This window comes from Candidatus Accumulibacter necessarius, assembly GCF_036625085.1.
Genome location: NZ_JAZKUM010000002.1, coordinates 523612 through 542589, shown reverse-complemented (window position 1 = coordinate 542589; position 18978 = coordinate 523612). Strand labels below are relative to the sequence as shown.

The window sequence follows — 18978 nt, the reverse complement described above, 5'->3', positions numbered from 1 at the left end:
CGCTGGCAGCGCTGCGCTAGGCTGGCAGCCGGTACTTCCGCCACGCGCTCCAGCTGAAGACGAGAAGGCCCAGCCAGATCAGGCCGAAACTGCGCAGTTGGGCGACCTGCATCGGCTCGCCGAAGAGCCAGATGGCGGTCACGAACTGCAGCGTCGGGTTGATGTACATCAGCATGCCGACGGTTGCCAGATCGAGGCGCTGGGTAGCGGCAGCAAAGGCCAACAACGGCAGGGCGGTGAGCGCACCGGCAGCGACCAGCAAGGCAGTGGTCGTCAGATCATGGCCGGCAAACCACAGTGTCTGCCCGTTCTGCGCCTGCCAGCAGGCGTAGAGCGCACACACCGGCAGCATGGCCAGGGTTTCCAGCCAGAGACCGGAGACGGCATCAACCGGCAACCGCTTGCGCACCAGGCCGTAGGTACCGAACGTCCCGGCCAGGATCAGCGAAACCCAGGGCAGGCTGCCGATGGCGATGACCTCGTTGGCGATCGCCGCCAGCGCGAGGGCAACCGAAAGCCATTCCAGCCGGTTCAGCCGCTCCTTGAGCACCGCCAGGCCCAGCACCACGTTGACCAGCGGCGTCAGGAAATAGCCCAGGCTGGAGGCGACCACCTGCTGGTTGGCGACGGCCCACAGGAACACCAGCCAGTTGGTGCCGATCAGCGAAGCGGCAATGACCAGCATCAGCAGCTGCCGCCAGCTCCCGAAAACCGCCGCGACCTTGTGCCACTGCCGACGCAGCGAGAGCAGCCCGCCGACAAACAGGCAGGCCCAGACGGCGCGGTTGCTCAGGACGTCCATCGGCGAAACGTGCGCGAGCTGGCGGAAGAACAGGGGAAAGAATCCCCACATGCCATAGGCGAGCAGGCCGAAACCGACGCCGGCCAGTTGGCGGCTGGTGTTCAATGGCGCAGGATGTCGAGCGCCGCCGAGCGATAGTCGCGTCGATAGAGCACCAGCAGAATCAGCAGCGCGAGGACGGCGAGCAGCAGCGGACTGAACAGCCAGCCAGACGCAGCAAGACCAAAGTAGTAGGCCCGGATGCCGCGATTGAAGTCGTCGCCGGCCAGGCTGTTGGCGCCGGCCAGCCGCTGCGCATAGCGCTCGATGCCCGGCTCCGACCGCTCACCGAGTGGTGCCGCGCCGACCAGAATCGACAGCAGATTGAACTGACGCAGCGACCAGGTGAACTTGAAATAAGCATAGACGAAACTGCCGAGCACCAGCATCAGCTTGATCTCCAGCATTTCCCGGTTGCCGGCGCCGGCAAAGGCCAGGTCGGCGGTAAAGTTCAACAGCCTGTCGGCAGCGCCGAGGGCGGCGACCAGACCGGCGATGATGTAGATGGTGGTGTTCGCGTAAAAGGTGACGCTGGTCACCAGGTTGCCGATCAGCGTCGAGTCGGTGACCCGCACCTCCCGCGCCAGCATCTGGTAGGCCCACTCGAGCCGGAAGTCCTGGGTGCGGCGGATCAGCCCGCCGGAGGCCCAGCGGCTATGCTCGGAAAACCAGGCATAGCCAGCCCAGCAGGCAAGAAAGGCAAGAAGGGCCAGCCAGTCGGCCAGCGCGAGACGGTGGAGTGCCTGCATCAGCCCATCCTGCCACAGAACAACCCTGCCTACGGCAGGGTCGGCGCCTGGAAACGCTCGTCGCTGGTCAGCGTGTCGAGAAAGGCGACGAGCTGGCTGATCTCCCGCTCGGAGAGCTTGCGGTCGATCAGCAGAGCGCTCTTGTTCGGATCCGCCTTGCCGCCCGACGCCATATAGCGCACGGCCCCGTCGAGGCTGCTGACGCTGCCATCATGGAAGTAGGGACCGGCGATGGCGACCGAACGCAGCGATGGCGTCTTGAAAGCCGACAGGTCCTTCGCCTCCTTGGTCACCGCCTGGCGGCCGGGATCCGGGTTGGTCTTGCCGGCTTCGAGGCCAATGTTGTAGAACAGACTGTCACTGTAAAGCGGCGGCCGGTGGCAGGCGGCGCAGCCGGCCTTGCCGACGAACAACTCGTGACCGGCCACCGCATCGGCCGACACGGCCGTCGTGTCGCCGGCGACATGGCGATCCCAGGGTGCCTCGCCACTGTTGAGCGTGCGCAGGAAGGCGGCGAGCGCCTTGGGAATGTTGTCCGCGTCCGGCGCGGCGCCGAAGACCTTCTGGAACGTGGCCTGGTAGCCGGGCACGGCAGCGATCACGGCGGCGGCCTTGACCGGGTCGGCACCGATCTGAGCCTTCCAGGCGGCGGTGATCTGACCTTCCAGCGTTTTGGCGCGACCATCCCAGTACCATGAGGTGTAGTAGCCGGTGTTATAGACGCTGGGCGTGTGACGCGTGTTCATGCCGCCGCCGACCTTGCGCGACAACGGCAGGCCGTCGGTCCAGCCAAGGTGCCGGTAGTGGCAGCCCTGACAGGCCATGCTGCCATCGCCCGAAAGGCGTGGGTCAAAGAACAGCTGCTTGCCGAGCGCAGCCTTTTCCGGCGTCGTCGGGTTGTCGGCCGGATCAGGCGGTGCCGGCAGGGCGGAAGAGCGGACGTAGCCGGCGCCGTCTTGCGACACCGTCACACAGCCCAGCCCGACGACGGCAACACCGGCGGCAAGCAAGCACACACGCAGTGACTTTTTCATCTCTTTGTCTCCTCCTGGGTTGATCACGGAAATAGAGTAACACTACGAGCAAGAGCTCTGCGATCTCAAGCATCGCAGAATTCCGGAGTATGGGAGGAAGTGTCGGTCATGCGCGAGTGGAAGGCGGCAGGATGGCTGCTGACGTCGCTTCTGACGATCTGCTCTCAGCGGCGGTCGAGAAGCGTGGTGGACGCAGGGTGTGAACGTACTGCCGGCTGGCACACAAGGAAGACGAGAGAGTCGTATTGACGAGCAGGATCTCACTGGTCTGTCGGACGAAAAGCTGAGGTATGTGCGGACATTTGCCTCCCTGTAAACGAAGAGCGATGAGAAGCCTCTTCTCCACATCCGGCGGATGGCCTTTGAGAAAGGTCTGATTCCGTTCATTCCCGCGGAGCAGCCGGAACCGGAGGGATGAACTGACTTGCGAAAGCGGCCCGTCACCGAGCCATTGCCAGGGTCGGGACGTCGGGTGCAAAGCGATCCACAGGCCCGTCATTCGTCGGGGGCGATTTGGCTGGCGCTGCTGGCGGCGCACGTCATGGACGGCGTGCTGGCGGGCAAGCAACCAGCACACCTGATGCTGAAGGAGCTGACGCGACCGCTGCCTGTCAAGTGGTCGGGGAAGAGGTTGCGATTTGGGATGGGTGATGGGTGATCGATAGCCGGTGTTGCATAGTTCCTCTGTGTTCCGCCGAGCCCTCGATAGAATATAAAAATGTCGAAGCAGATTCCTCCGGCAACCCCGGAAATCAACCGTCTCAGAGCCGCTGCAGCCCTGATCCCCATCATTGAGTCTGGCTTGGCCGACTCGAAGTTCTCCGTGGAACGAGCCGCGCTCATGGCTTCGTTCTGCGAATGGGCGATTGAGAAGGTGCCTGACGATCCCGAGGTCGTGAAAATGGCGGAGACGGTGGGCAACGGCCTGGAGCGCATCAAGATCGCGTTAGCTCCTGTTGCATGAAAGCTCTCGGTCACCGGTGACGACAAAGCCTGGATTCGGCTCATAGAACAGCGAGAGGAGCCTCTGCAAAACGAGCGATGTGGCTCGGCTCACGGCCAGTTGCGGCCGGTAGCCAGCCCTTGGTTGCAGTCATCTGGACGACTGCTGTACTTCGAAAGCTGTCGGAAGGCCAATTCACACTTCTCGGCCTAAGCGGTCGGCCAAAGAAGTGACCGATGATGTCCGCTCAAGGCTGATTGCCGATCCGCCGATCGGCAGTGATTGGGCCGTCCGACAGCGAACGGCTTATTCCTCGTTCTTCTCGTGGCCGCCGAAAAGTAGACTCCCGGTGCACCAAATGGCGTGACCGAAGTTGCGGATTAACTGCTCGCCTTGCCGCAGATACGACGCTGCAGTGTCGATGCCGGCGAGCTTGAGGGCTTCGCCGATCTTCGAGCTTGTCGGGTGTGCGTCGCCAAGGCGCATATCGTAGACGCCGACGATGGCAGCGAAGACCTCTCGTGCGTGCGCCTCCCCGACCTTCTGGGCCAGGATGCTCTGCAGCAACTTGTTCGACTTCAGATTGTCCTTATCTGGATGCTCGGAGAGCTTTCGAAGAGAGCGCTCGTCGAGTCGGTCAGTGAAAATGCGAACTAGGTCCTTGGCCAACCGCAAAAGTGACGCCTGGTCCTTGCTCGAGAAGCGAGAGACGTGCTGCATCGACGCCGCATCATCAATTTCATGTGAAAACAGCGACACACCGAATGTCTTGCGAAAGTTGGTCTCCAGTAATCGCATGCACCCAAACAGAATCTCCTCCACGGCAACGGTGTCCGCTGGCTGCGCCTTGACCTGCGAGGCGAGGAGCTCCGCACTGACCTTGCCCTCCGGAGCAACATTGCTCGCGGCCCAGAGGAACTGCTCCCAGGCGGGCAGCTTAGCGATGTCGTAGGCATAGACGGTGATGAGTTCCGAGGCGTTGATACCGAAATGAGTTGAGTACCCCGAAGTGGATTTGATTGCACCGGTTTCAGCCGTGTACCACTCCAGGGAGAAGCCTCGATGGCTTAGGAGCTCGTTGACCACGGACGGGCGGAACCAGAGCCACCGTCCGATGTCTTCGTTGTTGAGCTCCGCCGAGAACTTGCGCGAACCGTCAGTGTCGACGATGAAGTACGGCAGATTCTGATCCTCGTCCCCGCGCACACGCGTGCTCTTTCCCTGATGTTCGATCCACTCGTCCCGCCAGAACTCACCTTCGACGCGCACACCGGGGTAGCCGCTTCGATGGCCCTTGGCGCTCTCGGAGGCGGTGTTTTCGTTCGTCTCAGGACCCATGACCAGAGCGTCTTCCTCCTCGTCGACGTCGGTGCGCCACATACGAAACGATGCCCAGCTCCCGCCGAACACGGCGTTCAGTTCTTTGATGCGCAGCTCGTACCTTCCGCCTTCACGCTGCTCCTGGACCTCGTTTAGGTCCGCATAGGGACTGTCCTTGAGGTCGGCCACGTTCTCGACGCGCTGGCGGTAATAGGACAGACGAAGGGACAGGCCGCGCGCTGCCAGATAGTCCATTAGGAACTCGCGCTTGATCTCTATCAGGCGATGGCTGCCATCGCTTTCCATCGTCTCCCTGGCAACCACGACAAAGTCCTCTTCCGGCCTGACCCAGTTCGGCCCTTCCTTAATCAGTCGAAGCGAGACCACCAGGTCAGGATTCAGAATCCACTGTCGGCCGCCGACCACGGGCTGTGGGTGCTCGAAAACAAGGTTGATCCCGATGGGCTCCTTGTCGTTGTACTGGTACTCGTCGATCGGCGAGTAGTGTCCGTCCGAGTATGCATACGGTGCCACGGTATGCCCGATGCCGATGTCGCTCCAGCTCAAGCGCTCGGCAAGTTCGCGATGCTTGTTAGGAAAGGCGACGGAGCCGCAAGCGAATATGTCGCCGATATACCCAACTTCCTTCACGTTGCCCTTCTCGTCATTGAGTGATGCCCGGAGAGAGACCCAGGTCGCCCGAGAGAACGGACGCCGAATTTCAGAGGTTTGAAGAATCCAAGCTTCGTTCATGGATCGGTTCTCTAGGTGATGTCAGCAACCTCTACTTTAATCCAGCAACCCGCGCCCGAGTTACGTGGGGGCTGTTCGCCGATCGCAGGTGGGGAGGCCAGCGCTGCATCGGTACAAATTGGGGGGGGGAGCGAGTACCAGAGAGCAGTCACGGACGAGCGCCAGCCTTTGGCCGGCAGCGGCTCACGGGTCGTCATATGGGAGAGACCGCTATACGCTCCTCAGCGGTCGTTCGCGGATATGCAGTTCACCGTCCGCTTTGGCCGAGGACTTGTCGGTGATCAGTTGTCGCGAACGGCGGCTCCACTCCGTCAACGGCCATCGAACCCCTGACACCGCGTACGGCAACTGAGAGTCGTAAGCACCCCTGCAGTTGCAGGGCTTGCTGACGCTGTTTCCGATGAAGTGATCGGGGCAGCGGGCATTTGAAATCGCCAAACAAAACCCGAAAGACCGCATCGTGGAGGCAATTCTTGGGGGCAAGCAAGCTGCGAGCCTGGCCTTGAAGAACTTGATGGCAGCTTTTCCGCTGGAGAGGTCCGGCGAGAATGTGAGGTCTGGCATCGGTGATGGTCGGGTGCAAACCCCGCAGTCCTGATGTATCAGCCCCGAAAAACCACCCGATTTCGCCCTTCTCCCTTGGCTACATACAACCGCCGATCTGCGACCCGCACCAACTCCTCGACACTGATTTCGCCCACCTCCGCGAGTTGGCTCGCCGCGACCAGGCCGACAGAGACGGTGACCGGGATCCGCTCCCGATTGAAGATAAAGTCGGTGTTGGCCACCGCCAGCCGCAAGCGCTCGGCAAACTGGATGCCGTTCTGCAGGCCGCCGATGGAGAATCCGTAAAACTCCTCGCCGCCATAGCGGCCGATCTCGTCCTCATGCCGTTTGGTGGCGCGCATCACGTCCGCGAAACCAACCAGGACCTGGTCCCCGGCCTGATGGCCATGGATGTCGTTCACCGCCTTGAAATGATCCAGGTCCAACAACAGAAAGACAAAATCGTTGATGTGGCCGCGGCGGAGATTGCCGATATTCATCTCGAGAATCCGTTGCAGGATGGTGCGTTTCGGCAACTTGGTCAGTTCGTCGAAATAGCCGATTTTTTCCAGCAGATCCTTTTGCTCCATCTCCTTGGTGACCTCGGTCAGGCAGCCAATCGAGAGACAGATCTGGTCCTCGACAAAGACCTCGATGTTGGCCTGGTCCTTCAGCCAGATCGTCTTCCCCGCCGGCAAGGCCAGTTGATAGACGAACTCCACCGTCCCCGCCTTTTTCACCTCCGCGCGCAAGCCGGCCTGATCGCCCCGCAACTCGGCCCGGGTGACGATCTCCTCCTCCACCTTGCTCTCCCGCTCCGCGTACCGGTAGAGACGCCGATCGACGATACTCTGCCGAAAGACCTCGTCGACTTCCCCCCGCTCGCAGCCGAGAAGGGCAAGAAACCGTGCTCCGACATGTTCATACCAGATGATCTTCTCGTGTTCGCGCCAGGCGGCGATATAGGGGATGATCGGCGAGGAAATCTTCTCCAGGGCCGCCATGGCGGCGACACACGCCTTCAGCCGCCGGCACAGCCGCGGCGAAAAACCGCCCGCGAGAATCCTGCCGCCCGGCCCGGCCAGATGGGTCGCCACTGTCCGTGCCGTGCCCTTGCTCATCATCACCCCCTCGCGTTCAACCGCCGACTCCGGCTGCCACGGCGGCGCCGACCTTGAAGAGTATAGAGCGCACAGTGGATTAGCTGACCACCCGGCCATCGAACGTCACGGCGAGTTCCTCTTCATCCCGATCAATGCCGGCGACGAAGCCAATATGGCCGTTGAAGATGTCTCGGCCATGGTTGTTCTCGATCTGCATCACCTTGCCCCCGACGCTGCAGTGGTTGCCAAACTTATCGACAGTGTACTCCGCGGTTGATCTGGTACGCACTGCGGACGATGCCTGCGGTAGCTGCCTGACAGAACACTTCGGTCAGCCGGACGACGGGCACAGCGCCCGAGTCGATGAATCGGTCAGGAACTGTCGGTGACCGACTGAGGCTTTGCAGCTGGCCTGCCGGCTTGATCAGCCTGTCACTACCCGGTTGCGACCCTGCGCCTTTGCATCGTAGAGCAAGCGGTCGGCACGCTCCAGCGTCTGGGTCACACATTCACCTGGACGGTGTTCAGTCAGCCCGGCCGAAAAGCTGATCTGCAGGACGTCCTCGCCAAACGCGGGCGCCAGCTTCGCCACCTGCTCGCGCAGGCGCTCCATGGTGGCTCCGGCAAGCGACATGCCGGTCGCCGATTGCATCAGGACAAACTCCTCACCACCCCAGCGCGCCAGCACATCCGACCGGCGCAAGACTACCTGCGCGGTGTCGGAAAAGGCGCGCAGTACCTCGTCACCCGCAGCATGGCCATACCGGTCATTGACGCGCTTGAAATGGTCCATATCGATCAGCGCCAGGCAAAATCCCTGTCCCGAGCGCTGGCTGCGTTGCGTTTCCTGCTCCAGCAGGACCACCATGTGACGGCGATTCAACAAGCCGGTCAGATCATCATGCGCGGCCATGAGTTGAATCTGTTCGAGCGCCACGGTCAGCTCTTGCTTTTGCTCGCCCAATCGGCGGCGAATGCGGCTCAAACGCCCGGCCAGAACCGAGACCGCTGGAACGACAATCACCAGCATCATGAAATGCGCCAGTTCAACCGTCGGCGGGTAGACATCGGGGCTGATCGAAGCCATCAAAGCCATACTCAGGCCAAACGCGAGCAGAGCATAGATGCTGATGCCCAAGGCGCTGATGGTGCCTAGACCGAACATGCCAAACATCAGGATAATCAGCAAATTGGGGAATGCGATTGCACGTACCGGACCCATCAACGCATAGCCGGTCGCGCTGCAGACAATCGCAATCGCCATCTGCGGCAAAGTCAGTGATGGGTCCTTGAAGCGCCGTGACCAGCCGCAGCGAATGGCCATATAGACCATGACGATGACGAACAGCGAACTCACCGTCCAAACGTACAGCGGACCACGCGGCCGGTCCAGCACCCAGGCAGCCCAAAGCACGACCGCCATGCCCATCAGCATCAGCAAGAGGGCCAAGCCTGTCTGCGCCAGGCGCAAGCGCATGGCTCGGTCGGTGCCCAACAACAGGTCACCAAGGTACTGACTCACGAACGCAGGGCGACGCATTGCCTTGGCATCCCAAGTTGAGTTGGTGGCGCTTCCCTTGACCCTTGCAGAAGCGAAGTACTTTACCTCGAGCAGCACGGCGGTCAGCGCCTTGCGCGCTGGGCACACCCTGCAGAATCCTGCACCACTCGGTGGCAGCCCTGATCGACGCGCAACCTAGCTCAAGGGTCAATACTACAACGACTTCACCGAATATCCTGCCCGCTCGCGCGGCTTCTTCTTTCCGGGCCAGGCGCACGGCGGTCGCGCCGTTGTGTGCAGCACACCATGTCACATCCTGCTCCAACCGACCCGCCGTGGGATACTCTAGCTTTTTCGGGGTGCCACATGGCCATCAAGTCCACCATCTTCAAGGTTGAGCTCCAGCTTGCCGATCTTGATCGAGGGCACTTTTCAGACTACGGCCTGACGATCGCCCGCCATCCGTCGGAGACCGACGAGCGGATGATGATTCGGCTGCTGGCCTTCACGCTCTACGCCTCGCCAACACTGGTCTTCGGACGCGGCCTGTCGACCGAGGACGAAGCGGATCTCCAGGACATCGACGCAGCAGGCAGCGTCGAGCGCTGGATTGATGTCGGATTACCGGCCGAGAAGGCCATTCGCCGCGCCTGTGGTCGTTCGCGCAGGGTGATTGTCGTCAGCTATGGCGGCAGAGCAGCGGACATCTGGTGGCGACAGAATTCGGAGAAGCTGGTGACTCAGCCCAATCTGCACGTACTCTCGTTGAGCCCGCGTGAGAGCCAGGCCCTGGCCGGCCTGGCCGAACGCAGCATGCGCCTGCAATGCACCGTTCAGGACGGGCTGATCTGGCTGGGCAACCAAAGGCAACAGCTCGAACTGGCACCGAAAATCCTGTTCTCGTCGAATCCGTAGAGATCCTCCCCCAGGCCTTCGTTCGCCCCCGGGAGCAACTTTCTTCTCCCGGCAACCCGTCCCGCTCGGCTCACGCCACACCGAATACCGCCTCCCAGAGTGCGCGAACGGCTTCAATACGGTGGCTGACCGAGGTGCGTTCGACGCGGGCGCGACGGCCGGCGTTGAGCCGCAGGACGTGTTGCATGCGGCGAAACTCGCGGTAGGCGCTGCGCACCGGTTCGGCCAGGTCGGCCGGAATCAGGCCCAGTTCGGCAGCTATCCCGAGCAGGGCGATGTTGCCGAGGTTGCCGCAAAGCCGGGGATGCCTGTGCGCATGGCCGAGGACCAGGTACTGGACGATGAATTCGACGTCGATCAGGCCGCCACGGTCATGCTTGATGTCGAACGACTCCTCGCTTCCTGAAGCGTGTTGATCGAGCATGCGCTGGCGCATCGCCAGCACTTCATCGCGCAACGTGGCCAGATCGCGCGCCTGGCTCAGGATCTCGATGCGGATGGCCTCGAATTGCTCGCCGACAGCCGGGTCGCCGGCGCAGAAGCGGGCCCGCGTCAGTGCCTGGTGTTCCCAGACCCAGGCGTGCTGCAACTGATAGTCGCGAAAAGCTTCGATCGGCGAGACGAGCATGCCGGAATCGCCGTTCGGGCGCAGGCGCAGGTCGACCTCGAAGAGCATGCCGGCCGCCGTCTGGGTTGACATCCAGGTGCTCATCCGCTGCCCGAGACGGGCATAGAGTTCGCCGGCATCGGGCTCCGGGTCATTGTGCAGGTAGACCAGGTCGAGGTCCGAAGCGAAACCGAGTTCCTTGCCGCCGAGTTTGCCATACGCGATGACCGCGAAGCGCGGCGGACATTCGGGATGGGGATGGCGGTGCTTCAGTTTATGCCAGCAGAGATCCATCGTCGTCTGCACCATGATGTCGGCGAGTTCGCTGAGGCGGTCGGCGAGGTGCTCGACGGTGTGCATGCCGGCGATGTCCTGCGCCAGGAAGTGGAAAACCTGCGCGTGGTGCGTTTCGCGCAGAATGTCCATTTCGCGCTCGATGTCGTCGACGTGCAGGGCCAGGCGCGCGTGCAGATCCTGACGGAATCGCTGCCAGTCGGTGGTGACATCAAAGATGCGCGAATCGAGCAGTTCGTCGAGCAGAATCGGGTGCCGGGTCAGGTAGTCGGCGGCCCACGACGAGCTGCCGATCAGTTCGGCCAGCTTCATCAGCGCCTGCGGATACTGCTGCAGTAGCGCCAGATAGGCGCCACGCCGGCTGATCGTATCGAGGAAAGCGAGGCCGCGCTGCCAGGTCGCGTCGGCGGTGCCGGTGGCCGCAGCGGCGTCGATCAGGCGTGGCCCAAGGGCATCGAGGCGCTCGCGGTTGCTCGCCGGCAACTGCAGGTAGCGGCCGCTCTGGCGGAAGCTCTGCAGACCTTCGAGCATCACCTGGGGCTGGCGGAAACCCAGCGTGGACAAGCGCTCGAGCGAATCGTCGCCGGCCACTGGGTCGTCCCAGATTCCGGCCAGCGGATGCCGACCCTCCTCCGGCTCCGAGAAGACCTGCTCGAAATGGCGGGCAACGGTCGCCCGGTGGGCGTCGAGAACGAGCAGAAACCCATGCCAGTCGGCAAAGCCCAGCGAAGCGGCAATCTGCCGGCGCTCTTCGTCAGCGCCCGGCAGGCGATGTGTCTGGGCGTCGTTGACGTATTGCAGCCGGTGTTCGAGGCGGCGCAGGAACTCATAGGCTGCTGCCAGCTCGCGCTCGGTCTCCACCGGCAGCAGGCGACGTTCGGCGAGCAGGGCGAGGACCTGCAGTGTCGGCCGGATCTGCAATGCCGGCTCGCGGCCGCCGCGGATCAACTGGAAGACCTGGGCGATGAACTCGATTTCGCGAATGCCGCCCGGACCGAGCTTGATGTGCTCGGCCATGTCCTTGCGCGCGACCTCGCGGCGAATCTGGGCATGCAGACCGCGCATGGCATTGATCGCGCCAAAATCGAGATACTTGCGGAAGACAAACGGGCGGGCGATGCTCTGCAGGGCGTTCACCCATTCCGGCTGCAGATTGACGCCTTCGTTCATCACCCGGGCCTTTATCCAGGCGTAACGTTCCCACTCGCGGCCTTGCGTGATGAAATAGTTTTCCAGCGAGCCGAGCGAGCCGACCAGCGCTCCGGAGTCGCCGTTTGGTCGCAGACGCATGTCGACCCGGAAAACCTGACCGTCTTCGCTGATATCACCCAGGGCGCTGATCAGGCGCTTGCCGAGGCGCAGGAAGAAATCGTAGTTGTCGAGCCGACGACCACTGCCGCCAGTCTGCCCCTCCTCGGGATAGACGAAAATGTAATCAACGTCGGACGAGACGTTCAGTTCGCGGCCACCGAGCTTGCCCATGCCGATGACCAGCAGCCGCTGCGGCTGGCCGCGGCTGTCGAGCGGTTCGCCGAACAGCTCGCTCAGCTGCCGATGGAAGAAGTCGAGCGCGAAGTTGGTAGTCACATCAGCGAGCTGGGTCATGCTTTCGACAACTTCGCTCAACGGCGCCAGGTTGCCGAGATCACGCACGATCAGGGTGGCCATCACCCGCTGGCGCAACTGCCGCAGGGCGCGCTTCAGGCTCTCGTCGCTGGCTGGCGCTGCCTGCGCGAGAAAGTCGCTCATCTGCGCCGCGGTGACCGGCTGCGCGGCGTGCTCGCCAAGCCAGTTCGCGATCTGCGGGCGGGCCGCAAGCAACTGGCGCAGGTAGCGGCTGTGAGTCTGGGCGGTCTGCCAGGGTAAATGGAGCGCGCCGGGATCGGCACCGCGGGGATCGATGTGGGGTTCCATGAGTGTCTCGTCGGGTGATCTGCTGGATCGGGCCTGTGCTGCCGGAACTGAAGACCCACAGCAAAGCCGTTACAATGCGTGGTTCAATCGTCCGACCGGGTATCCCGACATTCTAGTGACGCTCACCGACTGTTGGCAAAAGTCTCGCTGCGCTGGCCCAATCTGATGCGCAACGAGGAACTGCGCCCGGCGCTCTACCATCGCTTGCACTATCTGGTGCCGGTGATTTCGCATCCGACGGCGCGTTTGATCGGGCGCCTTGCGCTGCGTGGCCTGCTGCTGCTCTATTTTGCTTTCGTGCTGCTGATTCTGGCGTTGCGCTATCTGATCCTGCCGAACATCGAGAACTATCGGCCCGAGATCGAGCGCCAGGTCAGTCAGGCACTCGGGCTGTCGGTCAGCATCGGGGGCATCCAGGCCAGTTGGCAGGGACTCAATCCTGACCTGATTCTGTCCGATGTCCGGATCGCCGACGCGCAAGGGCAGCCGGCACTGGCCTTCAGCCGCGTCGAGAGCGTCCTTTCATGGTCGTCACTGCCGCGCCTGCAACTGCGGCTGAGTCTGCTGCGCCTCGACGAACCCACACTGCACCTGCGCCGCGACGTCGACGGCCAGCTCTATGTCGCGGGGATCGCGGTCAACCGGCAGGGCAGCGACAACGGTGCTGCCGACTGGGTGCTGGCCCAGAAACGCATTCGCATCAACGGCGCAACGGTGGTCTGGGAGGACGCCAAACGAAATGCGCCGCCACTGATCCTCGAGGATCTGAACCTGGCCCTCGACAACGATGGCCGCAAGCACCGTTTCGGCCTGACTGCCCTGCCACCGGCCGAACTCGCCTCGAAGCTGGACCTGCGGGGTGATTTTCACGGCCGGTCGATCGCGGACGCGGCCTCCTGGAAGGGGCAGGCCTTCGCCCAGATCGACTATGCCGATCTGGCCGTCTGGCGCGCCTGGATCGATTACCCGGTGGCCTTGCCCCATGGTCGAGGCGCGGTGCGGGCCTGGCTCGGGTTTGCGGATGGTGGCTTGCACGAGCTGACGGCTGACGTCTCGCTCGACGACGTCAACCTTCGTCTGGCGAAAAACCTGCCGGCGCTTGGGCTGGACCACCTGTCCGGCCGCATTGGCGCGCGCTTTTCGCCTTCGGGGGTGCGGGTTGACGGACGTCGCGTCGAACTGGTGACGCGGCGGCTTGGGCGGAGTACCGCGGTCCCAGTGCAGAGCATCCGCATTGAGCCAACTGATTTTCACCTGGAGTGGCAGCCCCAGACGGCTGGCAGCAAGTCGGTACGCGGCAGTGCCACCGCCAGCGCCGTGGAACTTGGCGCACTGGCGAGCCTTGCTGCCTACCTGCCGCTCGATGCGGGTTCGCGCCAGTTGCTGAACGACTACGCACCGCGCGGGCGAGTCAGTGAACTGCGGGCCAGTTGGCAGGGCGACTCAGAAGCCCTGCAGACCTATTCGCTGAGGAGCCGTTTCGAGGACCTGGCGTTCAAGCCCGACGGGCGTTTCCCGGGTGTCACGGGCTTGTCCGGCTCACTTGAGGCCAGCGAGCAGGGGGGTGCTGCGCAGTTGCGCTCGCAGCAGGTGAGCATCGACCTGCCCGACGTTTTTCCCGAGTCCTCGATCGCACTCGACACCTTGAATGCGCAGGCCAAGTGGAAGATCAGCGAGGGAGCGCTGGCCGCCGAGCTATCGCGCGCCGAGTTCGCCGGCCCCGACGCGGCCGGCTCGGCACAGGGCACCTACCGCAACGACGGCGAAGGACCAGGCCGCATCGATCTGACGGCGTCGCTCACCCGCGCCGACGCGCGTGGCGTCTGGCGCTACCTGCCGGCGGCAATCAACACCGATGCCCGGCATTGGGTTCGTGACGCACTCAAGGGAGGAACAGCCAGCGAGGCCAGACTGATCCTGAAGGGGGATCTGGCGAACTTTCCCTTTCTCGACCGAAAACAGGGCCAGTTCCTCGTCACCGTCAAGGCACAGGGCGTCACCCTGGACTACGGCACCGGCTGGCCGGTGATCAGCGACCTCGACGCCGATCTGCGTTTCGAGGGGGTGGGCATGGTGGTGCAGGCGAGGCGCGGATCGATTCTGGGCGCCACGCTGTCACAGACCAGCGCCGAGATTCCCGACTTCGATGCCCCGGTATCCACTCTGAAGGTCAAGGGCCGCGCCGAGGGTGAAACTTCGGAGTTCCTCAAGTTCATTGAACAGAGCCCGGTCGCGGCCCAGATTGACCACTTCACCGAAAACATGCGCGCCAGCGGCAAGGGTCACCTCGATATTGCGCTGGTGATTCCGCTTGAGGAGGCACGGCTTGGCGATTCCAGGATCGATGGCACCTATACCTTTCTGGCCAACGAGGTGACCGTCGATCCGGCGCTGCCGCCGCTGCGGCAGGTCAAGGGCAGTCTGCAGTTCTCCGAGAAGGATCTGCGCGTACCGGAGATCAACGCGCTGCTGTTTGGCGGCCCGGTCAGGATCAAGGGGGCAACGCAGGGTGGCAAGGTGCTGATCACCGCCAACGGTACGCTGGCCATCGACGACTTGCGGCGACGCCTGGAAATGCCGCTGCTCGACAATCTCTCGGGGACGACGCCCTATCGTGCCGAGGTGCGGGTACAGAAGCGCGACGTTGAACTGTTGCTGGACTCGACTCTGGTTGGCGTCGCTTCAACCCTGCCGGAGCCGCTGGGCAAGAATGCCGGCGAAGCGATGCCGCTGCGTTTCGAGAGCTCACTGCTGCCAACGCCAGCGCCGCGTGGCAGCCAGGCGATCGTTCGCGACCAGTTGCGCGCCACTCTCGGCAATGTATTGAGCATGCAAGTGATCCGGCGAAAGCAGGGAAAGGACGCTTATCCCGAACGTGGTGCGATCATGATTGGTCGGCCGCTGGCGCCATTGCCGGAACGTGGCATCACAGTCGGGGTCACCGCCAGGAAGCTGAATGCTGACTACTGGCAGAAAATAGTCGGCAGCCGTGGCAAGGAAGGCAGCGCTGGATCCGCCTCCGACGTTCCGGTCTCGGTCGATCTCAAGGCCGACGAAGTCGTCCTGCTCGGCGGCTCCTACACTGGCGTCAGCATCGGCGCTTCGGGCGCGACTTCGCTGTGGCGGGGCACCGTGCAGTCGGATCAGGCGGTGGGCAGCTTTCTCTGGGATGGCTCGGGGGCCGGCAAGCTGAAGGCGCAGTTCAGGAAATGGCGCCGTCCGGAGGCGGCGGGCGAGGAAGTGGGGCCCGCCGAAGCGCTCAAGGAGCTGCCGGCGCTCGACATCGTGGTCGACGATTTTTCGGTCGGCGATCATCGCTTCGGGCGTCTGGACGTGCAGGCCCATAACGATGGCGGTATCTGGCGCATCGACCGGGTCGACCTGCGCAACCCCTATGGCAACCTGTCCGGCAGTGGTCAGTGGCAGATCAGCGCGGCCAACCGCACGCAACTTGATTTCACGCTTGACAGCAGCGATGTCGGCAAGCTGCTGGAGCGGCTAGGCTACGTCGGTGCCGTGCGTGCCGGCCGCGCGACCCTGCAGGGAAAGATCGGCTGGAACGGGCCGCCGAGTCGACTGGACTACGCGACGCTGAGTGGCGACATGAAGCTCGAAGCGAGCAAGGGGCAATTTCTGAAGATTGACCCCGGGGCGGGCAAGCTGCTCGGCCTGATCAGCCTGCAGAGCCTGCCACGTCGCTTCACGCTTGATTTCGGCGATGTCTTCAGCCAGGGTTTTGCTTTCGACAGCATCAGCGGCAGCATGACGGTGAAGAGCGGCGTCATGCGTACCGATCGCCTGCAGATTGACGGCCCCTCGGCGCGTGTGGTGATGCGTGGCGAAGCCGACCTGAAGAATGAAACCCAGCATCTCAATGTAACCGTGCAGCCCGATCTGGGGGCCAGTGCCGCTTTGGGTGTCGCCATCATCAATCCGCTGGCCGGCATTGCCACCCTGCTGGCGGACAAGATCCTGCAGGGCCCGCTCAACAAGGTTTTCAGTTTCGAGTATCTGGTCACCGGCAAGTGGGACGACCCCAAGGTCGAGAGGATCGCTCGCTCGGCCATCCCGGGATCTGCGCCCGAGATCAACGCCACCAACCCCACCGGAGCAAGCCATGCCCCCGTCCACCAGTGAGCTGACAGCCCCGTCGCCGCCTGTCCGCACGTTGCGGGTGGCTGCCCTGCAGATGGTTTCAACGCCGCGCGTCGAAGAGAACCTGCGGACCGCCGCAGCCCTGATGAGCGAAGCCGTGGCGCAGGGTGCAGAGTTGCTTGCGCTGCCGGAATACTTCGCGATCATGGGCATGAGTGACCGGGACAAGGTCCGCGTGCGCGAGCACGTGGGCCATGGCCCGATCCAGGATTTCCTGGCAGCGAGCGCCCGCGAACACGGCGTGTGGCTGATCGGCGGCTCGCTTCCCCTGTGGGCGGACAGTCCCGACAAGGTTCTCAATTCAAGCCTGGTATACGATCCCCACGGTCAGTGCGTGGCGCGCTACGACAAGATTCACCTGTTCGGCTTCCGCCAGGGGGCCGAGGCCTACGACGAGAGTGCGACCATCGAGGCCGGCCGGGAGCCGGTCGCCTTCAGCATGCCTTTTGGCCGCGTCGGCCTGTCGATCTGCTACGACCTCCGGTTTCCGGAGCTTTATCGTGCGCTCGGTGTCACAGAGTTGCTGGTGATTCCGGCCGCCTTTACCGAGACCACCGGGCGGGCACACTGGGAGATCCTGCTGCGTGCGCGGGCGATCGAGAATCAATGTTACGTGCTGGCCGTCGCCCAGGGTGGCCGGCACGAAAACGGCCGTGAAACGCATGGCAACAGCATGCTCATCGATCCCTGGGGGACGATCGTCGACCGCAAGCTGAAGGGACGAGGCGTCGTCATCGGCGACCTCGATCAAGGTCGCCTGGCCGAAACCCGGGCCAGCCTGCCGGCACTCAGACACCGCGTCATGTGAGCCACAGCCCACACCACCGCATCAACCATGGAAAGTCAATGAACGCAAGAGCTCAAACCCTTCTCGCACAGGCCCGCAAGACCCTGCTCACACCCTATGGCCTCGATGTTGCCGACCTGACGCCGGTGTTTGGCAAGATCATGGCGCATCAGGTCGACTATGCCGATCTCTATTTCCAGTACAGCCGTTCCGAGGCCTGGAGCCTGGAAGAGGGCATTGTCAAAGCGGGCAGTTTCAGCATCGACGAGGGTGTCGGCGTGCGCGCGCTGTCAGGTGAAAAAACCGCCTTTGCCTACTCGGACGACATCAGCGCCAAGGCGCTGGGCGACGCGGCAGCGGCGGTACGGGCAATTGCCGCGGCCGGGCAGGAGCGGCGCGTGCCGGCGCTGAAGAAAGGAACTGGCGGACATCGGCTCTACGTGCCGCACGATCCCCTCGCTTCACTCGACGCTGCCGGCAAGGTCAAACTGCTCGAACGGCTGGAAGCACTGGCACGTGCGGAGGACTCGCGGGTGACGCAGGTGATGGCTCACCTCGCCGGCGAGTACGAGGTTGTCCTGGTGGCCGGCAGCGACGGTCGGCTGGCGGCCGACATCCGGCCACTGGTGCGGGTCTCGCTGACGGTGATCGTCGAGGCGGGTGGGCAGCGAGAACAGGGGTCTGCGGGTGGCGGTGGACGCACCGATTACAGTTTCTTCACTGACGACCTGCTGCACGGCTACGCCCGCGAGGCGGTCCATCAGGCGGTGACCAACCTGGTGGCCCGGCCGGCGCCGGCGGGTACGATGACCGTCGTTCTCGGTGCCGGCTGGCCTGGCATCCTGTTGCACGAGGCGGTGGGTCATGGACTCGAGGGCGATTTCAACCGCAAGGGAAGTTCGACCTTTGCCGGTCGCGTCGGCAGCCGCGTCGCGGCCAGAGGCGTCACGGTCATCGATGACGGCACCCTCGCCGAGCGACGTGGTTCGCTGAACATCGACGACGAGGGCAATCCGACGCAGCGTACGGTCCTGATCGAGGACGGCATCCTGAAGGGCTACATGCAGGACAGTCTCAATGCCCGTCTGATGGGTGTCGCCCCGACCGGCAATGGCCGCCGCGAATCCTTTGCGCATCTGCCGCTGCCACGCATGACCAATACGACGATGCTGAACGGCGACAAGAGCGTCGAAGAGATCATCAAGTCGGTCAGGAAGGGGATTTACGCCGTCAATTTCGGCGGCGGCCAGGTCGATATCACCAACGGCAAGTTCGTCTTCTCGATGTCCGAGGCCTACCTGATCGAGGACGGCAAGGTGACCACGCCGGTCAAGGGCGCAACCCTGATCGGCAGCGGGCCGGACGCAATGAACCAGGTTTCGATGATCGGCAACGACATGCGCCTGGACCCGGGCGTCGGCACCTGTGGCAAGGATGGCCAGAGCGTACCGGTCGGCGTTGGCCAGCCGACCCTGCGCATCGACGGATTGACGGTCGGCGGAACAGCCTAGCAGGC

General features: G+C 63.2%; 13 protein-coding genes. 5 read left to right on the top strand and 8 right to left on the bottom strand.

Annotated elements, in window-relative coordinates:
* Positions 1 to 16 precede the first annotated feature (16 nt).
* From rarD to V5B44_RS06755, 3 genes are read right to left on the bottom strand one after another with little or no spacing between them, the layout of a single operon-like run.
* Entirely contained in the window at positions 17 to 907 is an 891-nt protein-coding gene (gene rarD / locus V5B44_RS06765; RefSeq protein WP_332358323.1) for an EamA family transporter RarD, read from the bottom strand.
* Positions 904 to 1590, bottom strand: coding sequence for a DUF599 domain-containing protein (locus V5B44_RS06760; protein WP_332358322.1), 687 nt, complete (start codon positions 1588 to 1590; stop codon positions 904 to 906). Before V5B44_RS06760 ends, rarD begins: the two co-directional genes overlap by 4 nt.
* 29 nt (positions 1591 to 1619) lie before the next feature.
* Complete coding sequence (locus V5B44_RS06755) at positions 1620 to 2624, bottom strand: cytochrome-c peroxidase (protein ID WP_332358321.1); 1005 nt, start codon at positions 2622 to 2624, stop codon at positions 1620 to 1622.
* Between the two features lie 718 nt (positions 2625 to 3342).
* Here V5B44_RS06755 and V5B44_RS06750 point away from each other — a divergent pair.
* Positions 3343 to 3588 (top strand): hypothetical protein, encoded by a 246-nt coding sequence (locus V5B44_RS06750; protein WP_332358320.1) that lies wholly within the window; start codon positions 3343 to 3345, stop codon positions 3586 to 3588.
* Positions 3589 to 3873: 285 nt separating this feature from the next.
* On the opposite strand, the gene V5B44_RS06745 is transcribed toward V5B44_RS06750, so the two are convergent.
* The 4 genes from V5B44_RS06745 to V5B44_RS06730 all read right to left on the bottom strand — a co-directional run bounded on the left by V5B44_RS06745 (position 3874) and on the right by V5B44_RS06730 (position 8937).
* Complete coding sequence (locus V5B44_RS06745) at positions 3874 to 5640, bottom strand: hypothetical protein (protein ID WP_332358319.1); 1767 nt, start codon at positions 5638 to 5640, stop codon at positions 3874 to 3876.
* Between the two features lie 602 nt (positions 5641 to 6242).
* Positions 6243 to 7310, bottom strand: coding sequence for a GGDEF domain-containing protein (locus V5B44_RS06740; protein ID WP_332358318.1), 1068 nt, complete (start codon positions 7308 to 7310; stop codon positions 6243 to 6245).
* A 76-nt stretch (positions 7311 to 7386) separates the two neighbouring features.
* The gene (locus tag V5B44_RS06735) at positions 7387 to 7506 is read right to left on the bottom strand and encodes a hypothetical protein (protein WP_332358567.1); all 120 of its coding nucleotides are present in this window, start codon (positions 7504 to 7506) and stop codon (positions 7387 to 7389) included.
* A 207-nt stretch (positions 7507 to 7713) separates the two neighbouring features.
* On the bottom strand, positions 7714 to 8937 hold the full coding sequence (locus V5B44_RS06730) for a diguanylate cyclase (RefSeq protein WP_332358317.1): 1224 nt from the start codon (positions 8935 to 8937) through the stop codon (positions 7714 to 7716).
* 219 nt (positions 8938 to 9156) lie between these two features.
* Here V5B44_RS06730 and V5B44_RS06725 point away from each other — a divergent pair, with 219 nt between their 5' ends.
* The gene (locus V5B44_RS06725) at positions 9157 to 9705 is read left to right on the top strand and encodes a YaeQ family protein (RefSeq protein WP_332358316.1); all 549 of its coding nucleotides are present in this window, start codon (positions 9157 to 9159) and stop codon (positions 9703 to 9705) included.
* A gap of 70 nt (positions 9706 to 9775) precedes the next feature.
* Here V5B44_RS06725 and glnE read toward each other — a convergent pair whose 3' ends face one another.
* Positions 9776 to 12520 carry a bifunctional [glutamate--ammonia ligase]-adenylyl-L-tyrosine phosphorylase/[glutamate--ammonia-ligase] adenylyltransferase gene (gene glnE / locus V5B44_RS06720; protein ID WP_332358315.1) on the bottom strand — a complete coding sequence of 915 codons (2745 nt, stop codon included), beginning with the start codon at positions 12518 to 12520 and terminating at the stop codon, positions 9776 to 9778.
* A gap of 132 nt (positions 12521 to 12652) precedes the next feature.
* Between glnE and V5B44_RS06715 the strand changes: the two genes are divergently transcribed.
* Genes V5B44_RS06715 through tldD form a run of 3 tightly spaced genes read left to right on the top strand, consistent with a single transcriptional unit; the run spans position 12653 to position 18973 of the window.
* Entirely contained in the window at positions 12653 to 16657 is a 4005-nt protein-coding gene (locus V5B44_RS06715; RefSeq protein ID WP_332358314.1) for a YhdP family protein, read from the top strand.
* Positions 16638 to 17483 (top strand): carbon-nitrogen hydrolase family protein, encoded by an 846-nt coding sequence (locus tag V5B44_RS06710; RefSeq protein WP_332358313.1) that lies wholly within the window; start codon positions 16638 to 16640, stop codon positions 17481 to 17483. Before V5B44_RS06715 ends, V5B44_RS06710 begins: the two co-directional genes overlap by 20 nt.
* Positions 17484 to 17521: 38 nt before the next feature.
* Positions 17522 to 18973, top strand: a complete 1452-nt coding sequence (tldD, locus tag V5B44_RS06705; RefSeq protein ID WP_332358312.1) for a metalloprotease TldD — start codon at positions 17522 to 17524, stop codon at positions 18971 to 18973.
* The last annotated feature ends 5 nt before the right edge of the window (positions 18974 to 18978 follow it).

Bases quoted from the DNA above. Each gene is read 5' to 3' on its own strand.
- V5B44_RS06760 (WP_332358322.1), bottom strand. From the start codon at position 1,590: ATGCAGGCACTCCACCGTCTCGCGCTGGCCGACTGGCTGGCCCTTCTT.
- V5B44_RS06755 (WP_332358321.1), bottom strand. From the start codon at position 2,624: ATGAAAAAGTCACTGCGTGTGTGCTTGCTTGCCGCCGGTGTTGCCGTC.
- V5B44_RS06750 (WP_332358320.1), top strand. From the start codon at position 3,343: ATGTCGAAGCAGATTCCTCCGGCAACCCCGGAAATCAACCGTCTCAGA.
- V5B44_RS06745 (WP_332358319.1), bottom strand. From the start codon at position 5,640: ATGAACGAAGCTTGGATTCTTCAAACCTCTGAAATTCGGCGTCCGTTC.
- V5B44_RS06740 (WP_332358318.1), bottom strand. From the start codon at position 7,310: ATGATGAGCAAGGGCACGGCACGGACAGTGGCGACCCATCTGGCCGGG.
- V5B44_RS06735 (WP_332358567.1), bottom strand. From the start codon at position 7,506: ATGCAGATCGAGAACAACCATGGCCGAGACATCTTCAACGGCCATATT.
- V5B44_RS06725 (WP_332358316.1), top strand. From the start codon at position 9,157: ATGGCCATCAAGTCCACCATCTTCAAGGTTGAGCTCCAGCTTGCCGAT.
- glnE (WP_332358315.1), bottom strand. From the start codon at position 12,520: ATGGAACCCCACATCGATCCCCGCGGTGCCGATCCCGGCGCGCTCCAT.
- V5B44_RS06710 (WP_332358313.1), top strand. From the start codon at position 16,638: ATGCCCCCGTCCACCAGTGAGCTGACAGCCCCGTCGCCGCCTGTCCGC.
- tldD (WP_332358312.1), top strand. From the start codon at position 17,522: ATGAACGCAAGAGCTCAAACCCTTCTCGCACAGGCCCGCAAGACCCTG.